At 70.1% G+C, this 17,928-nt stretch carries 16 protein-coding genes, 1 tRNA gene and 1 pseudogene; 12 read left to right on the forward strand and 6 right to left on the reverse strand.

The features are described from left to right. The first annotated feature begins 29 nt into the window (after positions 1–29). The 5 genes from JM949_RS10400 to JM949_RS10415 all read left to right on the forward strand — a co-directional run bounded on the left by JM949_RS10400 (position 30) and on the right by JM949_RS10415 (position 5,790). Entirely contained in the window at positions 30–1,064 is a 1,035-nt protein-coding gene (locus tag JM949_RS10400; protein ID WP_203148211.1) for a bifunctional DNA primase/polymerase, read from the forward strand. After that, the gene (locus JM949_RS10405; protein WP_203148200.1) at positions 1,061–1,774 is read left to right on the forward strand and encodes a DNA cytosine methyltransferase; all 714 of its coding nucleotides are present in this window, start codon (positions 1,061–1,063) and stop codon (positions 1,772–1,774) included. Before JM949_RS10400 ends, JM949_RS10405 begins: the two co-directional genes overlap by 4 nt. Before the next feature lie 4 nt (positions 1,775–1,778). Next, a complete protein-coding gene (locus tag JM949_RS10410; RefSeq protein WP_309232097.1) occupies positions 1,779–3,347 on the forward strand; it encodes a hypothetical protein in 1,569 nt (522 codons plus the stop codon). 507 nt (positions 3,348–3,854) lie between these two features. Beyond that, positions 3,855–4,211, forward strand: a complete 357-nt coding sequence (locus JM949_RS36785; protein ID WP_309232098.1) for a helix-turn-helix domain-containing protein — start codon at positions 3,855–3,857, stop codon at positions 4,209–4,211. A gap of 64 nt (positions 4,212–4,275) precedes the next feature. Further along, complete coding sequence (locus JM949_RS10415) at positions 4,276–5,790, forward strand: LacI family DNA-binding transcriptional regulator (RefSeq protein ID WP_203148213.1); 1,515 nt, start codon at positions 4,276–4,278, stop codon at positions 5,788–5,790. A gap of 120 nt (positions 5,791–5,910) precedes the next feature. On the opposite strand, the gene JM949_RS10420 is transcribed toward JM949_RS10415, so the two are convergent. Both JM949_RS10420 and JM949_RS10425 read right to left on the reverse strand, forming a co-directional pair. Next, positions 5,911–5,987 (reverse strand) — tRNA-Pro (locus JM949_RS10420). Between the two features lie 197 nt (positions 5,988–6,184). After that, positions 6,185–7,078 (reverse strand): metallophosphoesterase, encoded by an 894-nt coding sequence (locus tag JM949_RS10425; RefSeq protein ID WP_203148201.1) that lies wholly within the window; start codon positions 7,076–7,078, stop codon positions 6,185–6,187. Between the two features lie 25 nt (positions 7,079–7,103). Here JM949_RS10425 and JM949_RS10430 point away from each other — a divergent pair, with 25 nt between their 5' ends. Further along, the gene (locus JM949_RS10430) at positions 7,104–7,559 is read left to right on the forward strand and encodes a GatB/YqeY domain-containing protein (protein WP_203148202.1); all 456 of its coding nucleotides are present in this window, start codon (positions 7,104–7,106) and stop codon (positions 7,557–7,559) included. Positions 7,560–7,655: 96 nt separating this feature from the next. Here the strand turns inward: JM949_RS10430 and JM949_RS10435 are convergent, their stop codons facing one another. After that, positions 7,656–10,091, reverse strand: coding sequence for a penicillin-binding protein (locus JM949_RS10435; protein ID WP_203148203.1), 2,436 nt, complete (start codon positions 10,089–10,091; stop codon positions 7,656–7,658). 407 nt (positions 10,092–10,498) lie between these two features. Here JM949_RS10435 and JM949_RS10440 point away from each other — a divergent pair, with 407 nt between their 5' ends. Then, the gene (locus tag JM949_RS10440) at positions 10,499–10,819 is read left to right on the forward strand and encodes a WhiB family transcriptional regulator (protein ID WP_053654856.1); all 321 of its coding nucleotides are present in this window, start codon (positions 10,499–10,501) and stop codon (positions 10,817–10,819) included. A gap of 6 nt (positions 10,820–10,825) precedes the next feature. Here the strand turns inward: JM949_RS10440 and JM949_RS10445 are convergent. From JM949_RS10445 to JM949_RS10455, 3 genes and pseudogenes are all read right to left on the reverse strand, one after another. Continuing rightward, a pseudogene (locus JM949_RS10445) lies at positions 10,826–11,976 on the reverse strand (ArsA family ATPase). A 53-nt stretch (positions 11,977–12,029) separates the two neighbouring features. Further along, entirely contained in the window at positions 12,030–13,007 is a 978-nt protein-coding gene (locus tag JM949_RS10450) for an ArsA family ATPase (protein ID WP_203148204.1), read from the reverse strand. A 26-nt stretch (positions 13,008–13,033) separates the two neighbouring features. Further along, complete coding sequence (locus JM949_RS10455; RefSeq protein WP_407664723.1) at positions 13,034–13,648, reverse strand: Rv0361 family membrane protein; 615 nt, start codon at positions 13,646–13,648, stop codon at positions 13,034–13,036. A 537-nt stretch (positions 13,649–14,185) separates the two neighbouring features. On the opposite strand from JM949_RS10455, the gene JM949_RS10460 reads away from it, so the two are divergent. The 5 genes from JM949_RS10460 to JM949_RS10480 form a co-directional block, all read left to right on the forward strand. Continuing rightward, positions 14,186–14,668: a hypothetical protein gene (locus JM949_RS10460; protein ID WP_203148205.1), complete on the forward strand. Its 483-nt coding sequence runs from the start codon at positions 14,186–14,188 to the stop codon at positions 14,666–14,668. A 44-nt stretch (positions 14,669–14,712) separates the two neighbouring features. Continuing rightward, positions 14,713–14,868 (forward strand): DUF4177 domain-containing protein, encoded by a 156-nt coding sequence (locus JM949_RS10465; protein WP_007466198.1) that lies wholly within the window; start codon positions 14,713–14,715, stop codon positions 14,866–14,868. Then, complete coding sequence (locus JM949_RS10470; RefSeq protein ID WP_203148206.1) at positions 14,865–15,326, forward strand: RidA family protein; 462 nt, start codon at positions 14,865–14,867, stop codon at positions 15,324–15,326. Before JM949_RS10465 ends, JM949_RS10470 begins: the two co-directional genes overlap by 4 nt. 123 nt (positions 15,327–15,449) lie before the next feature. Further along, entirely contained in the window at positions 15,450–16,286 is an 837-nt protein-coding gene (locus JM949_RS10475; RefSeq protein ID WP_203148207.1) for an MBL fold metallo-hydrolase, read from the forward strand. Further along, the coding region (locus JM949_RS10480) for an adenylate/guanylate cyclase domain-containing protein (protein ID WP_309232099.1) at positions 16,283–17,928 on the forward strand (1,646 nt) is incomplete at its 3' end. The genes JM949_RS10475 and JM949_RS10480, both read left to right, overlap by 4 nt.

The following is a 17,928-nucleotide window of genomic DNA, read 5'->3' on the forward strand; positions in this document are numbered from 1 at the left end:
CCCGTACGCCGCTGCCAGGAAGGACCGTCATGCCCGAGGTTTCGTCGTTGCTGGCCGCCGCGCTCGCCTGCGCGGCGCGCGGCTGGCACGTGTTCCCGCTACGTCCCGACCACCCGCACGCCGCCGAGGATGACGCGAAGCGGCCCGCGTTCCCGAACCGGTGCACCGCCGCACGCTGCGACCGCACCGACCCCCGCTGCCAGGCCGCCGGCCGCCACGTCGGGTGGGAAGAACGCGCCACCACCGACCCGGCGCGCATCCGCCGGGCGTGGTCACAGCGGCCCTACGGGATCGGCATCGCCTGCGGTCCCTCCGGGCTGCTCGTGGTCGACCTGGACGTGCCCAAGCACCCCGACGACACCCCGCCATCGGAGTGGGCCGGCGTGTGCGTGGGCATGGACGTGTTCGCCATCCTCGCCGAGCGCCACGGCACCCCAACCACCTGGATTGCCGGCTGCGGCCCCGGCGACGGCCCGCCTACCGGCGTTGACGCCACCTACACGCAGACCACGGGGCGCGGCGGACGTCACCTGTTCTACCGCCACCCCGCCACCGGCCCGAAGCTGGGCAACACGGTAGGCGAGCGCGGCGGGCTCGGCTGGAAAGTCGACACGAAGTCGCATGGCGGCTACGTCGTCGCCGCCGGCAGCACGGTCAACGGACGCCCTTACACCGTCGCTCTCGACGTGGATCCCGCGCCGCTTCCCGGCTGGCTGGCCGCACTGCTGGCACCTGCCGCGCGGCCGGCATACCGCCCGGCGCCGGTGGCGTTGCCGCCGGACCGGCGCGGCCGGTACATCGCCGCCGCGATCCGCTCCCAGGTCGCCCACCTCACCGCCGCGCCCGAAGGGCAGCGCAATCATGTGCTGTTCGCCTCCGCTGTGGCGCTCGGGCAGCTCGCCGCCGGTGGCGCGCTGACCGAAGACGACGTGTACGCGGTGCTGGAACCGGCCGCGCTGTCGACCGGGCTGTCGGCTGGCGAGGTGGCCCGCACGATCGCCTCCGGGCTACGCATCGGCGCGCGTGAGCCGCGTCGACTCACTGTGGGTAGGGCTGCGGCATGAGCGGCGAGCCGTTGAACGTGTTGGAGCTGTTCGCCGGCATTGGCGGGTTGTCGCTGGGGTTGCAGCGGGCGGGGATGCGGATCGTCGGGCACGTCGAGATCAACCCGTTCTGCCGCGCCATCCTGCACAAGCACTGGCCGGAGGTGCCCTGCCATGACGACGTTCGCACTGCCCTCACCTGGTGGCGCTCACAGCCTCGACCACGCGTCGATGTCGTCGCCGGTGGCTACCCCTGCCAGCCGGATTCCCTGGCCGGTCCCCGGCGGGGCACCGACGACGAACGGTGGCTGTGGCCCGAGATGGCCCGGGTCATCCACGCTCTGCGCCCCCGATACGTCATCGGAGAGAACGTCCTCGGCCACCGCACCCGGGGACTTCGTTTCGTGCTCCGAGATCTCGAACGCCTCGGATACACCACCCGTGCCGGCGTTGTCCGCGCTTGCGAGATGGGCACCCCACACCCACGACCCCGCCTGTTCATCCTGGCCCACACCAACAGCCAGGGACGGCCGGCGCGGCGCTGGCTGGAACCGGCCAGGACGGCCCCTGTCCGAGAGAGCCGGTGGCCCGCTGAACCCGGAGTGGGTCGAGTGGCTCATGGGCTTCCCGACCGGGTGGACCGCGTTACCGCCCTCGGAAACGCCGTCGTCCCCGCCGTCGCCGAACACATCGGCGGCATCATCCTCGACCACCACACCCAGAGGCGGTGACCCCGTGCCGACCGACATCACACGCCTACAGATCGGCACCGGCCCGGAAACCATCCGTGTACTCAAAAAGGAACTGGCGAACGGGCTGCTGCCCGACACGTACGTATCCGGTGGTGCGCTCGTGCACATGGAGGCCGTCTCCGGTGGCCTGGCCGTCGCCGCCGACGAGGACTCCCCGCTCCCGGTGTCCGCGAGCACCATCAACCCCGCCGGCCTGGCTGGGCTGCTCGCCGAACACGCCCGCGTCTACCGCACCAAAATCCGCAAGGACGACCAGGGCAACCCGGAACCCTACGACGAGGAAACCACCCCCTCGCGGGAGGTGCTGTCGGCCGTGCTGGCCGGGAAGACGTGGCCGGGCCTGCCGGCGCTGCGTGGCGTCATCGGTGCCCCGGTGCTGCGCCGAGACGGCACCCTGTTGCAGCAGCCCGGTTACGACCCGGCCACCGGTTTTTACCTCGCCTCGAAAGTGGCGCTGCCGGCCGTGCCGGACGCGCCCACCGCCGAGCAGGTAACCGAGGCCCGGCAATTCCTGCTCGGGCGGTTCCTGCGCGATTTCCCGTGGTCGTCGGCCGCTGACCGGGCGAACTACATCGCCTTGTTGGCCACGCCGATCCTGCGGCACTTCACCCGCAGTTTGACTCCGTTCGCGCTGATCGACGCGACCATGCCGTCATCCGGCAAATCCATCCTGACCGCCGGGCCAGGCATGCTCTACGGCCAGCGCGTCATGCCCTGGGCCTACACCGAAGAAGAACTCCGCAAGTCCATCACAGCCGTGTTCGCCGAACAGGTCGGCGTGGTCATCTGGGACAACCTCGCCGAAGGAACCGTCATCGACTCCGCGAACCTCGCGCTACTCGTCACCGCCGGGGTCTGGTCCGACCGCCAACTAGGCGCGTCCCGCAACATCGCCACCGTCAACGACCGGCTCTGGATGGCCACCGGCAACAACCTCCAAGTCGGCGGAGACATGGCCTCCCGCACCGTGCGGGTGCACCTCGACCCGGACATGCCCCGCCCCGAACTGCGCGACCAATCCGGATTCGGTATCCCGCACCTCGACCAATGGATCACCGACCCCGCGAATCAACTCACCGTCCTGTGGCACCTTCTCGTGCTGGTGCTCGACTGGACCCGCCAAGGCGCACCCCGCGTCACCGGCCTGTCCATGCGCCAGTTCACCCCGTGGGCGCAGTACCTCGGTGGGTTCCTCGCCCACCACGGCATCGACGGATTTCTCACCAACGCGGCCGACGTGCGCGGCATCGACGAAGACGAACAACGCTGGGGCGCGTTCCTCGCCTGCTGGCACGACCGACACGGCAGCAGGCCCCTCACCTCCGCCGACCTACGCCGAGACGCAGAACCCATGCACCTGGGCAGCGATGAACACGACCCCTGGGACGGGCAGTTCATCACCACCCCCGCCGGACGCCTACCCAACGCGCTGCAACTCGGCCGGCTCCTCACCGGGCAAGCCGGGCGGTGGCGCGGCAACCACGTCCTGCGCACCGGCACGCATGAACGCGGCAACCGGGGCGTCTACTGGGTCGAACGCCGCGACGACTAACCCGGCTAAACCATCCCTGCATCTCGGCAACTCGGCATCTCGGCAAAACCTGCGTCCTACCTGGGAAAACACCTTGCCGAGATCAAGGAAGTAGAGAACCTCCGATCTCGGCAACTCGGCACCGATCTGCCGAGAACAAAGCCGGTTGCCGAGATGACTCCACCAACCCCGCCGCCATCTCGGCAACCGTTTCCCCAGCTCGACGCCCTATCTGCCGAGATGCCGAGATGCAGGGATGGTTTAGCCGCTCTCACGCAGGACAACCGGCCGCCCGCCGCTGCCGACCCACTTCCGCGACCCGCTGAGAGCCACACAGCCAGATCCGCGCATGGCTTTACCCCAGCCCATCACGGATCTTGGCTGTACGGGGCTCTCAGCGGGTCGCTCTGCGCCCTTCTGTAGCGACGCCTTCCCGTCTCTCCACATCTGACCCACGCCGACCGAAAAGCCCTCACCGTGCGTCTCAGCCGGCCACGACCCACGATCCGCCACCAAGGAGGCACGCGCGTGAAGCCGGACACCCCCAAGCTTCACCCAGACAAGCCAGGTTCCCCCGGAACGCTCTACCGCCCTGCCGAAGTTGCCAAAATCCTTCGCTGTTCGGAGTGGTGGGTAAAAGAGCAGGCCCGTAACGACCGGATTCCCTATAGCTGGATTGGGGGAAGCTACCGGTTCACTGACGAACATATTGCTGAGATCGTTCGACTGTTCGAGCGCCGACCTGCGGTCGATCCGCAATTGGGCCATGCAGCTTCCACCCCACGCCGCAGCCGATCAGGAGGCACTGATCCGGCAGTCCAACTCAAGGCGCGACCGCCCCGCCGGGCGCGGCGTGTGGCCGGACAAGCGCCCCTCGCTGCCTAGGAATTCTGTTTCCGGTGCCGCTCGGCCTCATGCCGGGCGCACGTCCTATGAGAAGGAGGCTGATTTGGGATACGCCGAAAATCGCGGAGATTACTGGCGCGGCCGGTACAAAACAAGGTCCGGCAGGTACGGGACCGTCAGTGACTCGACCGGCGGGACTGTTCGCTTCCGCACCAAGCGTGAGGCTGAACGCGCCGCCAATGACGAGGAGGCCAAAGTGCGCGCCGGCCGCCTCCGCGACCCTGCGGCAAGCCGGATTACCTTCGGGCAGTACGTCAGCGCGTGGTACGCCGCCCAAGACCTGGCCGCGTCGACGTTGCAGAACTATAAGCGGCACATCGAGGAGCATTTGCTGCCCGCGTTCGAGCACGCGGCGATTGCTGGCATGACAGCTACGGACGTGGCCGCCTGGGAAAAGAAGGAAAGGGCTCTCGGCTATGCCGAGTCGAGTATCAAGACTTGGCGCGCTACCCTTCACCTGATCCTTGCTGACGCTGTAGAAGAGGGGCTGCGGGATTCCAATCCCGCCACCCGACGCCGTGGGCGGGGTAAACGCGCTGGCCGCTCACGCAATCGCGGCCCGGAGAAGGCCGTTACGGACCCGCTTGGCATCTTGCTGCTTGCTGAGCGCGCCGCGCTCTTGTCCGGCCGCGACGACGAATTTACGGCCGTTGTGCTCAAGGGTTACACGGGCATTCGGTGGGGCGAACTGGTCGGGCTGGAGACACAATACGTGCGTTCAACCAGTCTGAGAGTGGAGTGGCAGCTATACGAACTTGACACCGGTGAACTGCACCGCTGCCCACCTAAGGATGATTCCCACCGTACGATCGATCTGCCGCCGTGGTTATCCGGGCTGGTGTCCGATCACATCGCGAGCACGGAACCTAAGCCGTGCTCTTGCCACGGGCTGAAATACGTCTTTGGCGGCTATCGGGCCGCTAATGGGGCGGCACAGCGACCAGGGCCAAAGCTTGTCGACGTTGCCCGCCGCGCAGGCGTATCGACCGGTACCGCCTCTGCGGCCATGAACCATTCAGAGGTCGTGCGGGAGGCGACGCGCGTCAAGGTTCTGGCTGCGGCCGAAGACCTCGGATATGTCCGTGGCGCTGGATCGTCGGGGGAGTTGGCCGCTCACTGGCGGCGCAACAGCTTCGCTACGTGGCTTTTCCACCCGTCGGCCACCGGTTGGTACCCGAAGAAGGCCCCGCAGCAGGCGCGGCCGGTGCCGCTGCTGGCTGACCCATGGCCAGGTGTGCCCGCGCGTGGCCGGAACGCCGCCGCGCGCGCTGAATCGTGTTGGCTGCCGATCGCGCCCGGTCTGACGCCGCATGGACTTCGGCACACGCACAAGACGGTCATGGTCGGCGCGGGCGTTCCTCCGAAGCTGATGGATGACCGGATGGGGCATGAGGACGGTTCGATTCAGGCTCGCTATTCGCACGTCACGCACGACATGCGGCACCGACTCGTGATCGCGCTCACTGATCTGTGGGAAGCGTCGCTTGTAGCCCGCCGGGAGATGTCGCCCGGCTCACCCGTGGCCGCGCTGGACCGGCTACTGAAGGTGCCTGCGTAGAGGTCGCTGGGAGACGCGATTTTCAAGATTTTCTCCCAGATCTCTCCCACGGACACTCTCGGGAGACAGTTCAGGGCCGGCCCCCTTTGTGGGGAACCGGCCCTGAACTGGCCTTACCTCTGGTCGGGGTGGCCGGATTCGAACCGACGACCTCTTCGTCCCGAACGAAGCGCGCTACCAAGCTGCGCCACACCCCGAGGCGTGCCGACAAATAGTAGCCCACCCGCTCCGATGGTCAAACTCGGTACCCCCGCCGCCCGGCGCCCCCATGATCCGCACAACTTCGGCGATGTAGTGGCCTCGCGGCGCGACGAGACCACTACATCAGGGAAGTTGTGCGGATCATGGAGCGCGCGCGATGGCAAGCACGCGCGAGCGCGTACCGCGCAGCGCGTCAGCGGGGGATCAGGGTGAGGATGCTGGCCTCCGGGGGGCAGGCGAAGCGGATCGGGGCCGTCGGGTGGGTGCCGAGGCCGGCGGAGACGTGCAGCCAGGAGTCCGAGCCCGGCCACCGGTGCAGACCGCGCGCCATCGAGCGGGGCAGGCCGCAGTTGGTGACCAGCGCCCCGAAGCCCGGTACGCAGACCTGACCGCCGTGGGTGTGCCCGGCCAGCAGCAGCCCGAAGCCGTCCGCTGCCATCTGGTCGAGCACCCGTGGCTCGGGGGAGTGCGTCAGCGCGATGGAGAGGTCGGCCGAGGACGACACCGCGCCGGCCACCGAGGGGTAGTCGTCCCGGTCGATGTGCGGGTCGTCGACCCCGACCAGGTCGAGCTGCCGACCGCCGGCCTTGAGCATGGTCCGGGCGTTGTTGAGGTCTGCCCAGCCCGCGCCGGTGAAGACCTGGCGCAGCTCCTCGTAGGGCAGCTCGACGCCCTCGGTGTACTCCCGGTCGGGCAGGAAGTAGGTGAACGGGTTCTTCAACACCGGGCCGGTGTAGTCGTTGGAGCCGAACACGAACGCACCCGGGTAGTCCAGCAGCGGTTGCAGGGCACGCAGCACCCCGGGCACCGCGTCCGGGTGGGCCATGTTGTCGCCGGTCACCACCACCAGGTCGGGGTCTAGGGCGGCCAGCGACGCCACCCAGCGCTGCTTGCGCGCCTGGTTGGGCATCATGTGCAGGTCCGACAGGTGCAGCACGCGCAGCGGTTCCGCGTCGGCCGGGAGCACCGGCACGTCGTACCGCCGCACTGTGAACATATTGCGCTCGACGAGCGACGCGTACCCGAGGGTGGCCGCGCCGATCGTGGCGGTTCCGGCGGCGAGCCGGAATAGTGTGCGCTTTCGCATGGCGTTCAGGGTAGTTTGACCGTCCATGAGCACGCTGAAGGACCGCCTCACCGCCGACATGCGTTCCGCGCTCAAGGCGCGCGACGAGCTGACCACCTCCACGCTGCGGATGGCCCTGGCCGCCGTCGGCACCGCCGAGGTCGCCGGCAAGGCCAAGCGCGAGCTCACCGATGACGAGGTGCTCGCGGTGCTGACCAAGGAAGCCAAGAAGCGTCGGGAGGCGGCCACCGCGTTCGCCGACGCCGGCCGCGCCGAGCAGGCCGCGAAGGAGGCCGCCGAGGGCGAGGTGCTGGACCGCTACCTGCCCAGGCAGCTCTCCGACGCCGAGCTGACCGAACTGGTGTCGGGGGCGCTCGCCGCGGGCGGCTTCACCGGGAAGGCCCAGATGGGCCCGGCCATGAAGGCGGCCCAGGCCGCGGTGGCTGGCCAGGCCGAGGGTGGCCGGGTGGCCGCCGAGGTACGCCGACAGCTCGGTCTCTGACCCAGCGGGTCAGCGGCGGCAGCCGCTCGCTGGTCCGGACAGACAACGGGCGGCACCCGAGGAGGGTGCCCGCCCGTTCGTGTCCTGCTCGTCGGCTCAGCCGCCCGGTCGGCCGTTGCCCGGACGAGCGGGCTGGTTACCGGGCGGGGTGCCATCGGTGTTGCCCGGCGCGCCGCCGCCGCTGCTGACCTGGATGGTGACCACGCCACCCTTGATCGTGCGGCCGTCCGGGCTGGTGCCGGCCGCGTCGCCCGCCTTGCAGGAGGAGGGGACCTTCGCGCTGGAGACGACCGGCTCGAAGCCGGCACCCTTGAGCCGGGACTTCGCCTGATCCACCGAGACGCACTTGACGTCGGGAATGCTGCGCTGGTCACCCTCGGAGATCTTCTGGCCCGGTGGCTCGAAGTTGATCCGCGGCTTTTTCTTCATGGCGTCCCGCAGGGTTTCGTACACCGGCGGGTTGATGCCGTCCTTCTCCTTGTGCTTCATCTTGACGTTGGTCTGCGGCCAGTCCGGGTCGGCCATGATGCCGGCCACCGAGTACTGCTTGGTCATCGCGACCAGGGCGGCGGTCTTCTCCGAGTCGGTGGTGCCGGACTTACCGGCCACCGGCGCGTCGACCACGCTCTTCACCACCGCGGCGGTACGGTTGCCGCCGCACTTGCTGGTGGCGGAGTTGTCGCCGACCGGGCAGCGGGCGGCGTCCACGGCGGCGCGGGCCACCTCGGTGCTGAACCGCTTTTCGCAGCGCGGGTTGGCGATGTCCAGCTTCTTGCCCTCCGGGTCCCGGATCTCCTGCACCGGGATCGGCTCGCAGTACTTGCCGTCCGCCGCGAGAGTCGCGTACGCGTTGGCCAGGTCGAGCGGGGTGGTGGAGGAGACACCCAGGGTGAAGGCACCCCACTGGTGGGCCGCTTCCTTGCTGGCGGCGAAGGTGGCGTCGTTGCTCGCCCGGAACTGGATGCCGGCCCGTCGGGCGGCGTCGACCACGTTCTCCGCACCGACCTGCTGCTGGAGCGGGACGAAGTAGGTGTTGATCGACTGGGCGAACGCGCTCCACATGTTCTGCACACCGCCGGCCTTCAGGCCGGAGTTGGTCGGGCAGTAGAAGTGGGTGCCCTTGCAGGCGGCCGGGCTGCTGCTGTCGATGATGTATTCCGACTTGAACTGCTGCGGCGCGTTGAACGTGTAGCTGAGCGGGATGCCCTTCTCCAGAGCCGCGACGATGCTGAAGATCTTGAAGGTCGAGCCAGCCTGGTAGCCGGTGATGCCGTCGCCGCCGGTGAGCAGCGGATTGACCGTCGCCGGGTAGTTGCCCCGGATGCCCTTCCTGCTCTTCGCCGGATCGCTGGAGATTTTGTTCTTCGGGTTCTTCGGGTCGTCCAGCTTGAACTGCCGGTTGACCGCGAGCGCCCGCACCCGGCCGGTGCCCGGCTCGACCACCGCGACCATGACGGCTTCCTTGCTGTTCACGCTCTTGGACCTACGGACCGCCGCGTCGGCGCCCCGCTGCGCCTGCACGTCGATCGACGTCACGACGGTGTAGCCACCGCTCTTCAGTCGCCGCTCCCGGTCGTACGTGGTCGAGCCGAACGTCTCCTGCTGCATCCACCAGCGGTAGAAGTAGTCGCAGAAGAAGCCCCACTCGTTCACGTTGGCGGAGACACAGCCGTTGGGGGTGCGCTTGTCCTTCACCACCAACTTGGTGGCCTTGGCGGCGTCCGCCTCCTGCTGGCTGATGGCCTTGATGTCGACCATGTTGTCGATGACGTAGTTGCGCCGCTCCAACGCGAGCGGGTAGCCGGCCTCGGTGGTCGGGTTGTTCGTCGTCGGCGCCTTGACCATGCCGGCCAGCAGCGCGGCTTCCTCGATCTTCAGCTTGCTCGGCGGCTTGCCGAAGTAGACCTGGCTGGCCGCGTAGATGCCGTACGCGCCGTTGCCGAACGAGGCGAGGTTGAGGTAGCGGGTGAGGATCTCGTCCTTGGAGAACTCCTTGTCGACCTGGAGGGCCAGCCGCATCTCGCGGAGCTTGCGGGCGCTGGTGTCCTCGGTCGCCGCGACCACGTCGGCCGGGTGGGTGGCCGAGTAGGCGATGGCCAGCCGGACGTACTGCATGGTCAGCGTCGAGGCGCCCTGCCGGCCGCTGCCCTCGCTCTGGTTGTTGACGAACGCGCGGGCGACACCGTTGATGTCGACGCCGTTGTGCTTGTAGAAGTCGTGGTCCTCGGCCGCGATGATCGCCTTTCGCATGAACGGCGAGATGTCGTCGAACTTCACGTCGCGCCGGTTCTCGTCGTACATGGTCGCGAGCGGTGTCTTGCCGTCCGCAGCTAACAGATAGCTGATCTGCGGCGCGCGGGCCACAGTCAACTCCGTGGGCAGGGCGCCGAATGTCTTGGCGCCGGCCTTCGCGGCCAGGCCGGACATCGCTACCGCGGGGAAGGCCGCCGCAGCGACCACCACGCCGGCCAACAGGCCACACACGAGTAGCGATGCGGCGTTGGTCAGCACATTGTGGTCACGTTTCCGCATCCAGGTCACCTCGACAGGGTACGCGAGTAGGGAACGAGGGGCGCTGGGGCGTTCTTTCCCCATTTCCTGCGCGCGCTGCCCTCGTTGTGCTAAACGCACGACCCCCGGTGCTTGGTTGCGTGTGACCCGGCGTGAGTCTCTCCCGATTCAGGGAGGCGGCGCAGCGTTATCGCCGACCTCGGCGGGGTAACCGGCGGTCGAAGGCCCGGGAAGCCGGGAGTGTCCGGAATAATGGATTTTGCCGACAACGTTGCGTAATCAGTCGACTACAGAGCATGATGGGGGCGGCGACAGCGCCACATGTCGTCCGCGCCGCCTTGGGGAAGGCAGGCCGGGCGATCGGGGGGAATTGCCGGCTGACGTGCATCGACGAGGTCGGTAGGTACTGCAAGGGGGGACGTGTACACATGGGCATGATCACTGACTGGCCGTCGCTGGCGGCATGTCAGAACGGGGACCCGGACGCGTTGTTCGTACAGGGCGCCGAACAGAACGTGGCGAAGCGGATCTGCCGGAGCTGCCCAGTTCGGTACGAGTGCCTGGCCGACGCGCTGGACAACCGGATCGAGTTCGGTGTGTGGGGTGGCATGACCGAACGCGAACGGCGGGCGCTGCTGCGTCGTCACCCGCAGGTGACGAGCTGGCGCAAGATGTTCGAGGCGGCGATGAAGAAGAACAGCAAGGACAAGGCCGCCAAGGACAAGATCCTGGTCAGCGCGGCCAATTGAAACGGGTCACGGCCGGCTGATCGCCGCGCCGATCGTCCGTAGCCCGTCGACGTCGTGCACGTCGGCGGGCTGCGCCGTTACCGACACCGCCGGCACCGCCGGGAACGCCTCGGTGAACCGCGCGGCGACCTGCTGCTCGCGTACCGCCTGACGGGCCAGCGTGGCGTGCGCCCGCAGCACCTCGGCGGTGGCCTCGTGCCCACCCAGCTCGGTCAGCCGCTCGGCGGCGATCCGGCTCTGCTCGGCGTCCAGCTCCGGCACCGCCGGGCGGTGCACCCGGTTGAGCACCAGACCGGCCAGCGGCATTCGCTCGTCGCGCAGCCGACCCGCGAAGTAGGCGGCCTCCCGGACCGCGTCCGGCTCCGGCGCCGCGACCAGTAGAAAGGCCGTCTCCCGCGCCTGCAGGATGCGGTACGTCTGCTCGGCGCGCTGGCGGAAGCCACCGAACATCGAATCCAGTGCGGCCACGAAGCCGGACAGGTCGGTGAGCAGCTGCGCGCCGAGCACCTTCTGCACCACCTTGGAGAACATCCCGAACGAGGCCGTGACCAGGCTGAACATGCTTCGGCCCCCGCTGCGCGCCGGGGCCAGCAGCAGTCGCAGCATCCGGCCGTCGAGGAAGCGGGAGAGCCGGGCCGGCGCGTCCAGGAAATCGAGCGCCGAGCGCGACGGCGGGGTGTCCACCACGATCAGGTCCCACTCGCCCCGGGCGTGCAGCTGGCCCAGCTTCTCCATCGCCATGTATTCCTGCGTGCCGGCGAAGGTCGAGCTCATCGCCTGGTAGAACGGGTTCGCGAAGATCTCCGCGGCCTTCGTCGGGTCGGTGTGCTGCAACACCACGTCGTCGAAGGTGCGCTTCATGTCCAGCATCATGGCGTGCAACTCGCCGCCGCTGCTCTCGACGTCGATCCCCTTGACCTGGCGGGGGGTGTTGTCCAGCTCGGTCAGGCCCAGCGACTGGGCCAGCCGGCGGGCCGGGTCGATGGTGAGCACCACAGTCCGCCGGCCGTGGTGCTCGGCCGCCCGCAGCGCCAACGCCGCGGCCGTGGTCGTCTTTCCCACCCCGCCGCACCGCAGCACACGACGATCCGGACGCCCGGGTCGGCGAGGATCTGGTCGACGTCCAGCTGCGGCGCCGCGTCTTCGGAAGGCACCAATCGAGCGTATCGGGCCGGTCGGTCCACGTGCCCGTGCTGCGCTCAGGTGTGAGTCATTCGGCGCGGACGAGGGCCTGGGCCAGCATCGCCAGCCCTGCCCGGTCAACCCCGTCCGGCAGCAACGGCAGCTCGATCATCGGCAGCCCCAACTCCACCAGGTCGGCGCGGAGCGAATCCTCCAGTTCGCGACGGATGAGCTGGTCCCGTGCCTCGTCGTGCAATCTGGCCACCACGTCCCGATCGGCCGGCAGGCCGGCGGCGACCAGCCCGCGCTCCAGGTCGGCGGGGGTGACCGACCGGCCGACGGGGAGCGGCGGCCGGACGCCGTTGACGAGCACCTTCCCGATGCCGAAGCCGAGCGCGGTCAGGTCGGCGATCGCGTCCACCGTCTCCTGGATCGGCATCTCCTCCAGCAGGGTGACCACGTGCACCGCGGTCATCGGGGAGCGCAGCAACGCGGCGACCCCCTCGCTCTGGGTCTTGATCGGGCCCACCTTGGCCAGCCGGGCCGTCTCCGCCGTCACGTTGAGGAAGCGGCCGATCCGCCCGGTCGGCGGTGCGTCCAGCACCACCGCGTCGTACGCGCGCCGCTGACCGGAGGTGCGGGTGGTGGCCTCCTTCACCTTGCCGGTGAGCAGCACGTCCCGCAGGCCCGGCGCGATGGTGGTGGCGAAGTCGATGGCGCCGAGCTTGCGGAGGGCCCGGCCGGCCGCGCCCAGCTTGTAGAACATGTCGAGGTACTCGAGCAGCGCCTCCTCGGCGTCCACCGCGAGCGCGCGTACCTCCCCGCCGTCCGGCGCGTCGGCGAGGTGCCGCTCCTCGTAGGGCAGCGGGTCGATGCCGAACAGTTGGGCGATGCCCTGCCGCCCCTCGACCTCGACCAGCAGGGTGCGCCGGCCGCCGGCGGCGAGCGCGAGGGCGAGGGCCGCCGCGACACTGGTCTTGCCGGTGCCACCCTTGCCGGTCACCACGTGGAGGCGGGCGGGCCAACCGGTCCCGGCCGGCTCGACCGGCTGCTCAGCTGCACACACCCGTCGAGCCTATCCAGCCTCGGCGGTCACGCGACCTCGCAGACCCACCAACCCGTCTTCTGCACCACAGTGAAGCGCAGTTCCTGGTCAGCCACCTTCTCGTCGGCGGTGGTCATGGTGATTCGGGTGGAGACGGTGGCCCGGTCCCCGGTCTGGTTGTCCACCTTCGGGGTGGTCCACCGAAACCGTGGGTTCTGGTAGGTGGAGGCGTACTTCTGCACCTCGGCCACCTTCGCGGCGATCTTGTCGTCGTCGCGGGCGGCGGCGCAGACCCGGCTGGCCGCCTTGGTCGCGTCGCGATCCTTGTAGACCGCGGTCAGGAACTCGTCGACGGCGACCGTCGGCTCCTTGGCGCCCTCGCCGTTCTCGGCGTCGCGCAGGGTCAGGAACGCCACCACACCCCCGCCCACGCAGAGCACCATGATCACGGCCAGGGCGATCACCGCGATCAGCACGCCGCGCTTCTTCTTCGGCTCGGCCGCGGCCTGGTACGGCGGGTACGCCGGCGGGGCCGGCGGGATCGCAGCCGGGTCAGCAGCGCCGGGCTGCGTCGGCGTTCCACCCGAAAAGCCGTCGCCCGCCGCATCCGGCTGCCCGGCCACGCCGGAGCCGACGGGCTGCCCGGGGAAGGCTGACTGCACGGGGACGGCCGGCTGGGCGGGGAGCGCCGGCTCGGCCGGGGATGCGGGGAGGGCGAGCTGCCCGGGCGGCGCGACGGAGGCCGGCTGGTCGGAGACCAGCGCGTCGGGCTGACCGGTGGGATCCGGGAGGGCCGGCGGGTGGGCGGGTGTGCCGGCCTGGTCGCCGCTGGGCGGTTGGGTCATGTCTTTCCCCCGGGGGGTGCGGCGCCCGTCGCCACCCCTGGCGTCGAGCGTGATCGAGCGGGCGGCCGGGCGCTGCGCGACCGTCCGACCGGAAGGGTAGCGGTCGATGACTCACTCGGTGTCGCCGCTGCCGCGCCGTACCGGCCACCGATCCGGAGCGCGAGACCCGCGCCGGATCCGATGTCAAACCCCTGACCTGCGAGGTGTCGCATATGTGACTGTTGGTGACGCCTTGTGCGCGTCCTGTTGGCGGGACTGCGGCCGCACACCTACCTTCGTCCGGTGCGGGGGACCGGAACGGACGAACGGGTCCGTACGGAAGCATGATCCGAGCGGTACGACCGGAGGCAGTGCATGCGCGACGCGGACAACATCCCTCGCACCCAGTTCCCGACCAACGAACGGTCGCGACGACCCGGTTCGCTGGTCGAGGCCGGCGGGCAGGTCGCCAGCCAGCCGATCAACGAGCGGTCGTACCGCCGGATGCCCGAGCAGGCCGAGGCGGCTCGGGTGCCGAACCCGCCCGCCGAACGGGCCCGCGACGACGACGAGCCGGGCTTCGTCATCCACCTGCCGATCCGGGTGCCGACGCTGGCGGCGGCGACCGTGCTGGCCGGGCGGGTGGCGGTGTCGCTGGGCTTCCTGCCCGAGCTGGACGCTGGGGAGACCACCGTGTCCAACGCCGACGACCAGAACAACCGGCACCGGGTCTTCTGTGACCTGCTGCTGCCCGACCGGTCCCGCTGCCCGCAGGGGTACGAGCACGAAGGGCTCTGCGGGGAGTTGCCGGCCGCGCCGGAGCAGCGTCCCGTACCTCGTCCGGCCAGCGGACCGTAGGCTGTCCCTCGAACAATTCCGCACCGAGAGGGAGCCCTTCAGCGATGCAGAAGTGGGAATACTCCACGGTCCCGCTGCTGGTCCACGCGACCAAGCAGATCCTCGACAACTGGGGCGAGGACGGGTGGGAGCTCGTCGCCGTGGTCCCCGGGCCCAACCCGGACCAGCTGGTCGCCTACCTGAAGCGACCCAAGGCATGAGCAACGGTCCGCACGCGAAGCTCGCCGAGTTGGGGCTCGAACTGCCCGAGGTCGTGCCTCCGGTGGCCAGCTACGTCCCGGCCGTGCAGTCCGGGCAGCACGTGTACGTCTCCGGCCAGCTGCCGATCGCCGAGGGCCGGTTGCTCGCCACCGGCAAGGTCGGCGCCGGGGTCTCGGCCGACCAGGCGAAGGACCTGGCCCAGCGGTGCGCGCTCAACGCGCTGGCCGCGGTCGACTCGCTGGTCGGCCTGGAGAACGTGGTCAAAATCGTCAAGGTGACCGGCTTCGTGGCCTCCGCACCCGGTTTCACCGGTCAGCCCGCAGTGATCAACGGTGCCTCCGATCTCTTCGGCACCGTCTTCGGCGAGGCCGGCCGACACGCCCGCAGCGCGGTGGGCGTGGCCGAACTCCCGCTGGACGCCCCGGTGGAGATCGAGCTGATCGTCGAGGTCGCCTGACGCGTCCCGCACCACCCCACGATCTTGCACTTTCGCCCGGAGGAAAGCCCTGAACAGGGACGAATCAGGGGCCGAAGGTGCAAGATCGTGGAGGATGGCGAGCGGGGTCGTACGATCGCAGCCATGAGCGGGCACGTGACGGGGGCGGTGGCGGCGCTTGCCGACGAACTGCCGACCTGGGTGACACTTCTGCGCGCGCCCAACCCGGGGCCGATGACCCTCGACGGCACCAACACCTGGCTGCTGCGCGCCCCGACGGCCGAGTACGCCGTCGTGGTCGACCCGGGTCCGGCGGACGAGGGGCACCTGCACCGGATCGCCGAGCACGGCCCGGTCGGGCTGATCCTGATCACCCACGGCCACCCCGACCACACCGAGGGCGCGGCACGGCTCAGTGAGCTGCTCGGCGGTGTGCACGTCCTCGCCGTCGACCCGGCGCACACCATCGGCGGTGCGCCGCTGACCGAGCCGGGTGAGCAACTCGGCGGCTTCGGCCTGGAGATCCGCCTGTTGAACACGCCAGGGCACACCGCCGACTCGGTCTGCTTCCTGGTCGAGCACGGCGACCAGCGGGTGGTGCTCACCGGTGACACCATCCTCGGCCGGGGCACGACAGTGGTCGCCCATCCGGACGGGCACCTCGGTGACTACCTGAGCAGCCTGGAGCTGCTCTCCGCGTACCGGGAGATCCCGGCGCTGCCCGGTCACGGCCCGGCGCTGGCCGACTGCGCCGCCGCCGCGCTGTTCTACCTCGCCCACCGCCGGGCCCGGCTCGACCAGGTCCGGGCGGCGGTCGCCGCCGGCGCCCACACCCCCGCCGACGTGGTGGCGACGGTCTACGCGGACGTGGACCGTTCGCTCTGGTGGGCGGCCGAGTGGTCGGTCCGTGCCCAGTTGGAGTATCTGGGCGTCGACACCGGGGAATCCGCGACCGGGGTCAGTGGGTTGGAGCACATGTGACCTGCCCCGTGTGTGGAACCGTCGCCGTTCCCGGCGCGCGGTTCTGCCACAACTGTGGCGCCGCGCTGCCGGCCGCCGCCACGTTGCCGGCCGCCGAGCGTCGGGTGGTCACCGTGCTCTTCGGTGACCTCTCCGAATTCACCTCCTGGTCGGAGGATCTCGACCCGGAGCGCGTCGGAGCGGTCACCGACCGGGTGCTGGCCGCCCTCGCCGGTGCGGTGAAGACCTTCGGCGGGCACGTCGACAAGCTCACCGGTGACGGGATCATGGCGGTCTTCGGCGCTCCGGTGGCGCACGAGGACGACGCGGAGCGCGCCGTCCGGGCCGCCCTGTCGATGCAGCGGGCTGTGCGCCGGGTGCTCGACGACGAGCGCGGCGGCGGTGCGCCGCTCGGGCTGCGGGTCGGGCTGAACACCGGCGACGTCATCGCGGGCATCCAGGCCGCGATCGAGTACACGGTCATCGGTGACACGGTGAACACCGCGGCCCGGCTCGCCGACGCCGCCGCGGTCGGTGCCGTCTACGCCGGTGGGCGTACCGCCGCCGCCACCCGGCACGTGTCCTCGTGGCGGGCGCTGCGCCCGTTGCGACTCAAGGGCAAGCGGGAGCCGGTCGAGGCGTACGAGCTGCTGGGTCTGCTGGACGCGCCGGGCACCCGGTCCGGGCTGGGCGACGAGGCGCCGTACGTCGGTCGGGAGACGGAGATCGGCCGGGTCGCCGGCCGACTCGCCGAGGTGATCGACCAGGGCGACCCACGGGTGCTGCTGATGACCGCCGAGGCGGGTATCGGCAAGTCCCGGTTCGCCGCCGAGGTGGAACGTCTCGCCGCCGGGTACGACGTGGGAGCCGGCCGGTACGCGGCGCACACCGGCGCCCGGGTGCTCTCGGTGCGCTGTGCCGCGTTCGGTGAGCGGCGGCGGCTCGCGCCCCTGGCCGACCTGGTGCGGGCCGCCGTCGGCCTGCCCAGTGACGCCTCCACCGCGTTGACCCGCCCGGCGGTGGAGGAGCGGCTGCGGCGACTGGAGCAGCGTCTCGCCCGCGCACCCGGCGAGACCCCGCCGATCGCCACGGAGCAGCTGCTCGCCCTGCTCGGTTACGCCGAACTCCCGGCGCACGCCGGCACCGACAGCGGCGAGTGGGGCGGCACGGGCACCCCGGCCGCGGATGCCGAGGTGGTGCCCAACGCGGTCGCCGACCTGCTCAGCGGGCTCGCCTCGGAGGCGCCGCTGGTGATCGTGGTCGACGACCTGCACGACGCCACCGCCGAGACGATCAGTGCCCTCGGGCTGACCCTGTCCAGGCTCACCGGGCCGGTGCTGGTGCTGCTGCTCGGCCGCCCCGAGCTGGTGCGTACCGCCGGCGCGCTGACCCGGGTCGCGGACGCCGAGGTGCACGCGCTGCCGCCGCTGCGCGGTGCCGACGCCGCGCGGCTGCTCACCAGCTACCTCGGTGGCGGCAAGTTGCCACCGGCCGACGCCGACCGGCTGCTCGCCACCGCCCAGGGCAACCCCTTCTACCTGGCCGAGCTGGTCACCCTGCTGATCGAGCGCGGCGCGCTCACCACCGAGCCGGCGCGCGGTGCCCGCGCGGCCGGGGACCGGCCCGGCTTCGGCGAGCGGGAGCAGGGCGCACCGGTGGGCTG

Source organism: Micromonospora tarensis, from assembly GCF_016803395.1.
Classification (GTDB): Bacteria; Actinomycetota; Actinomycetes; order Mycobacteriales; family Micromonosporaceae; genus Micromonospora; species Micromonospora tarensis.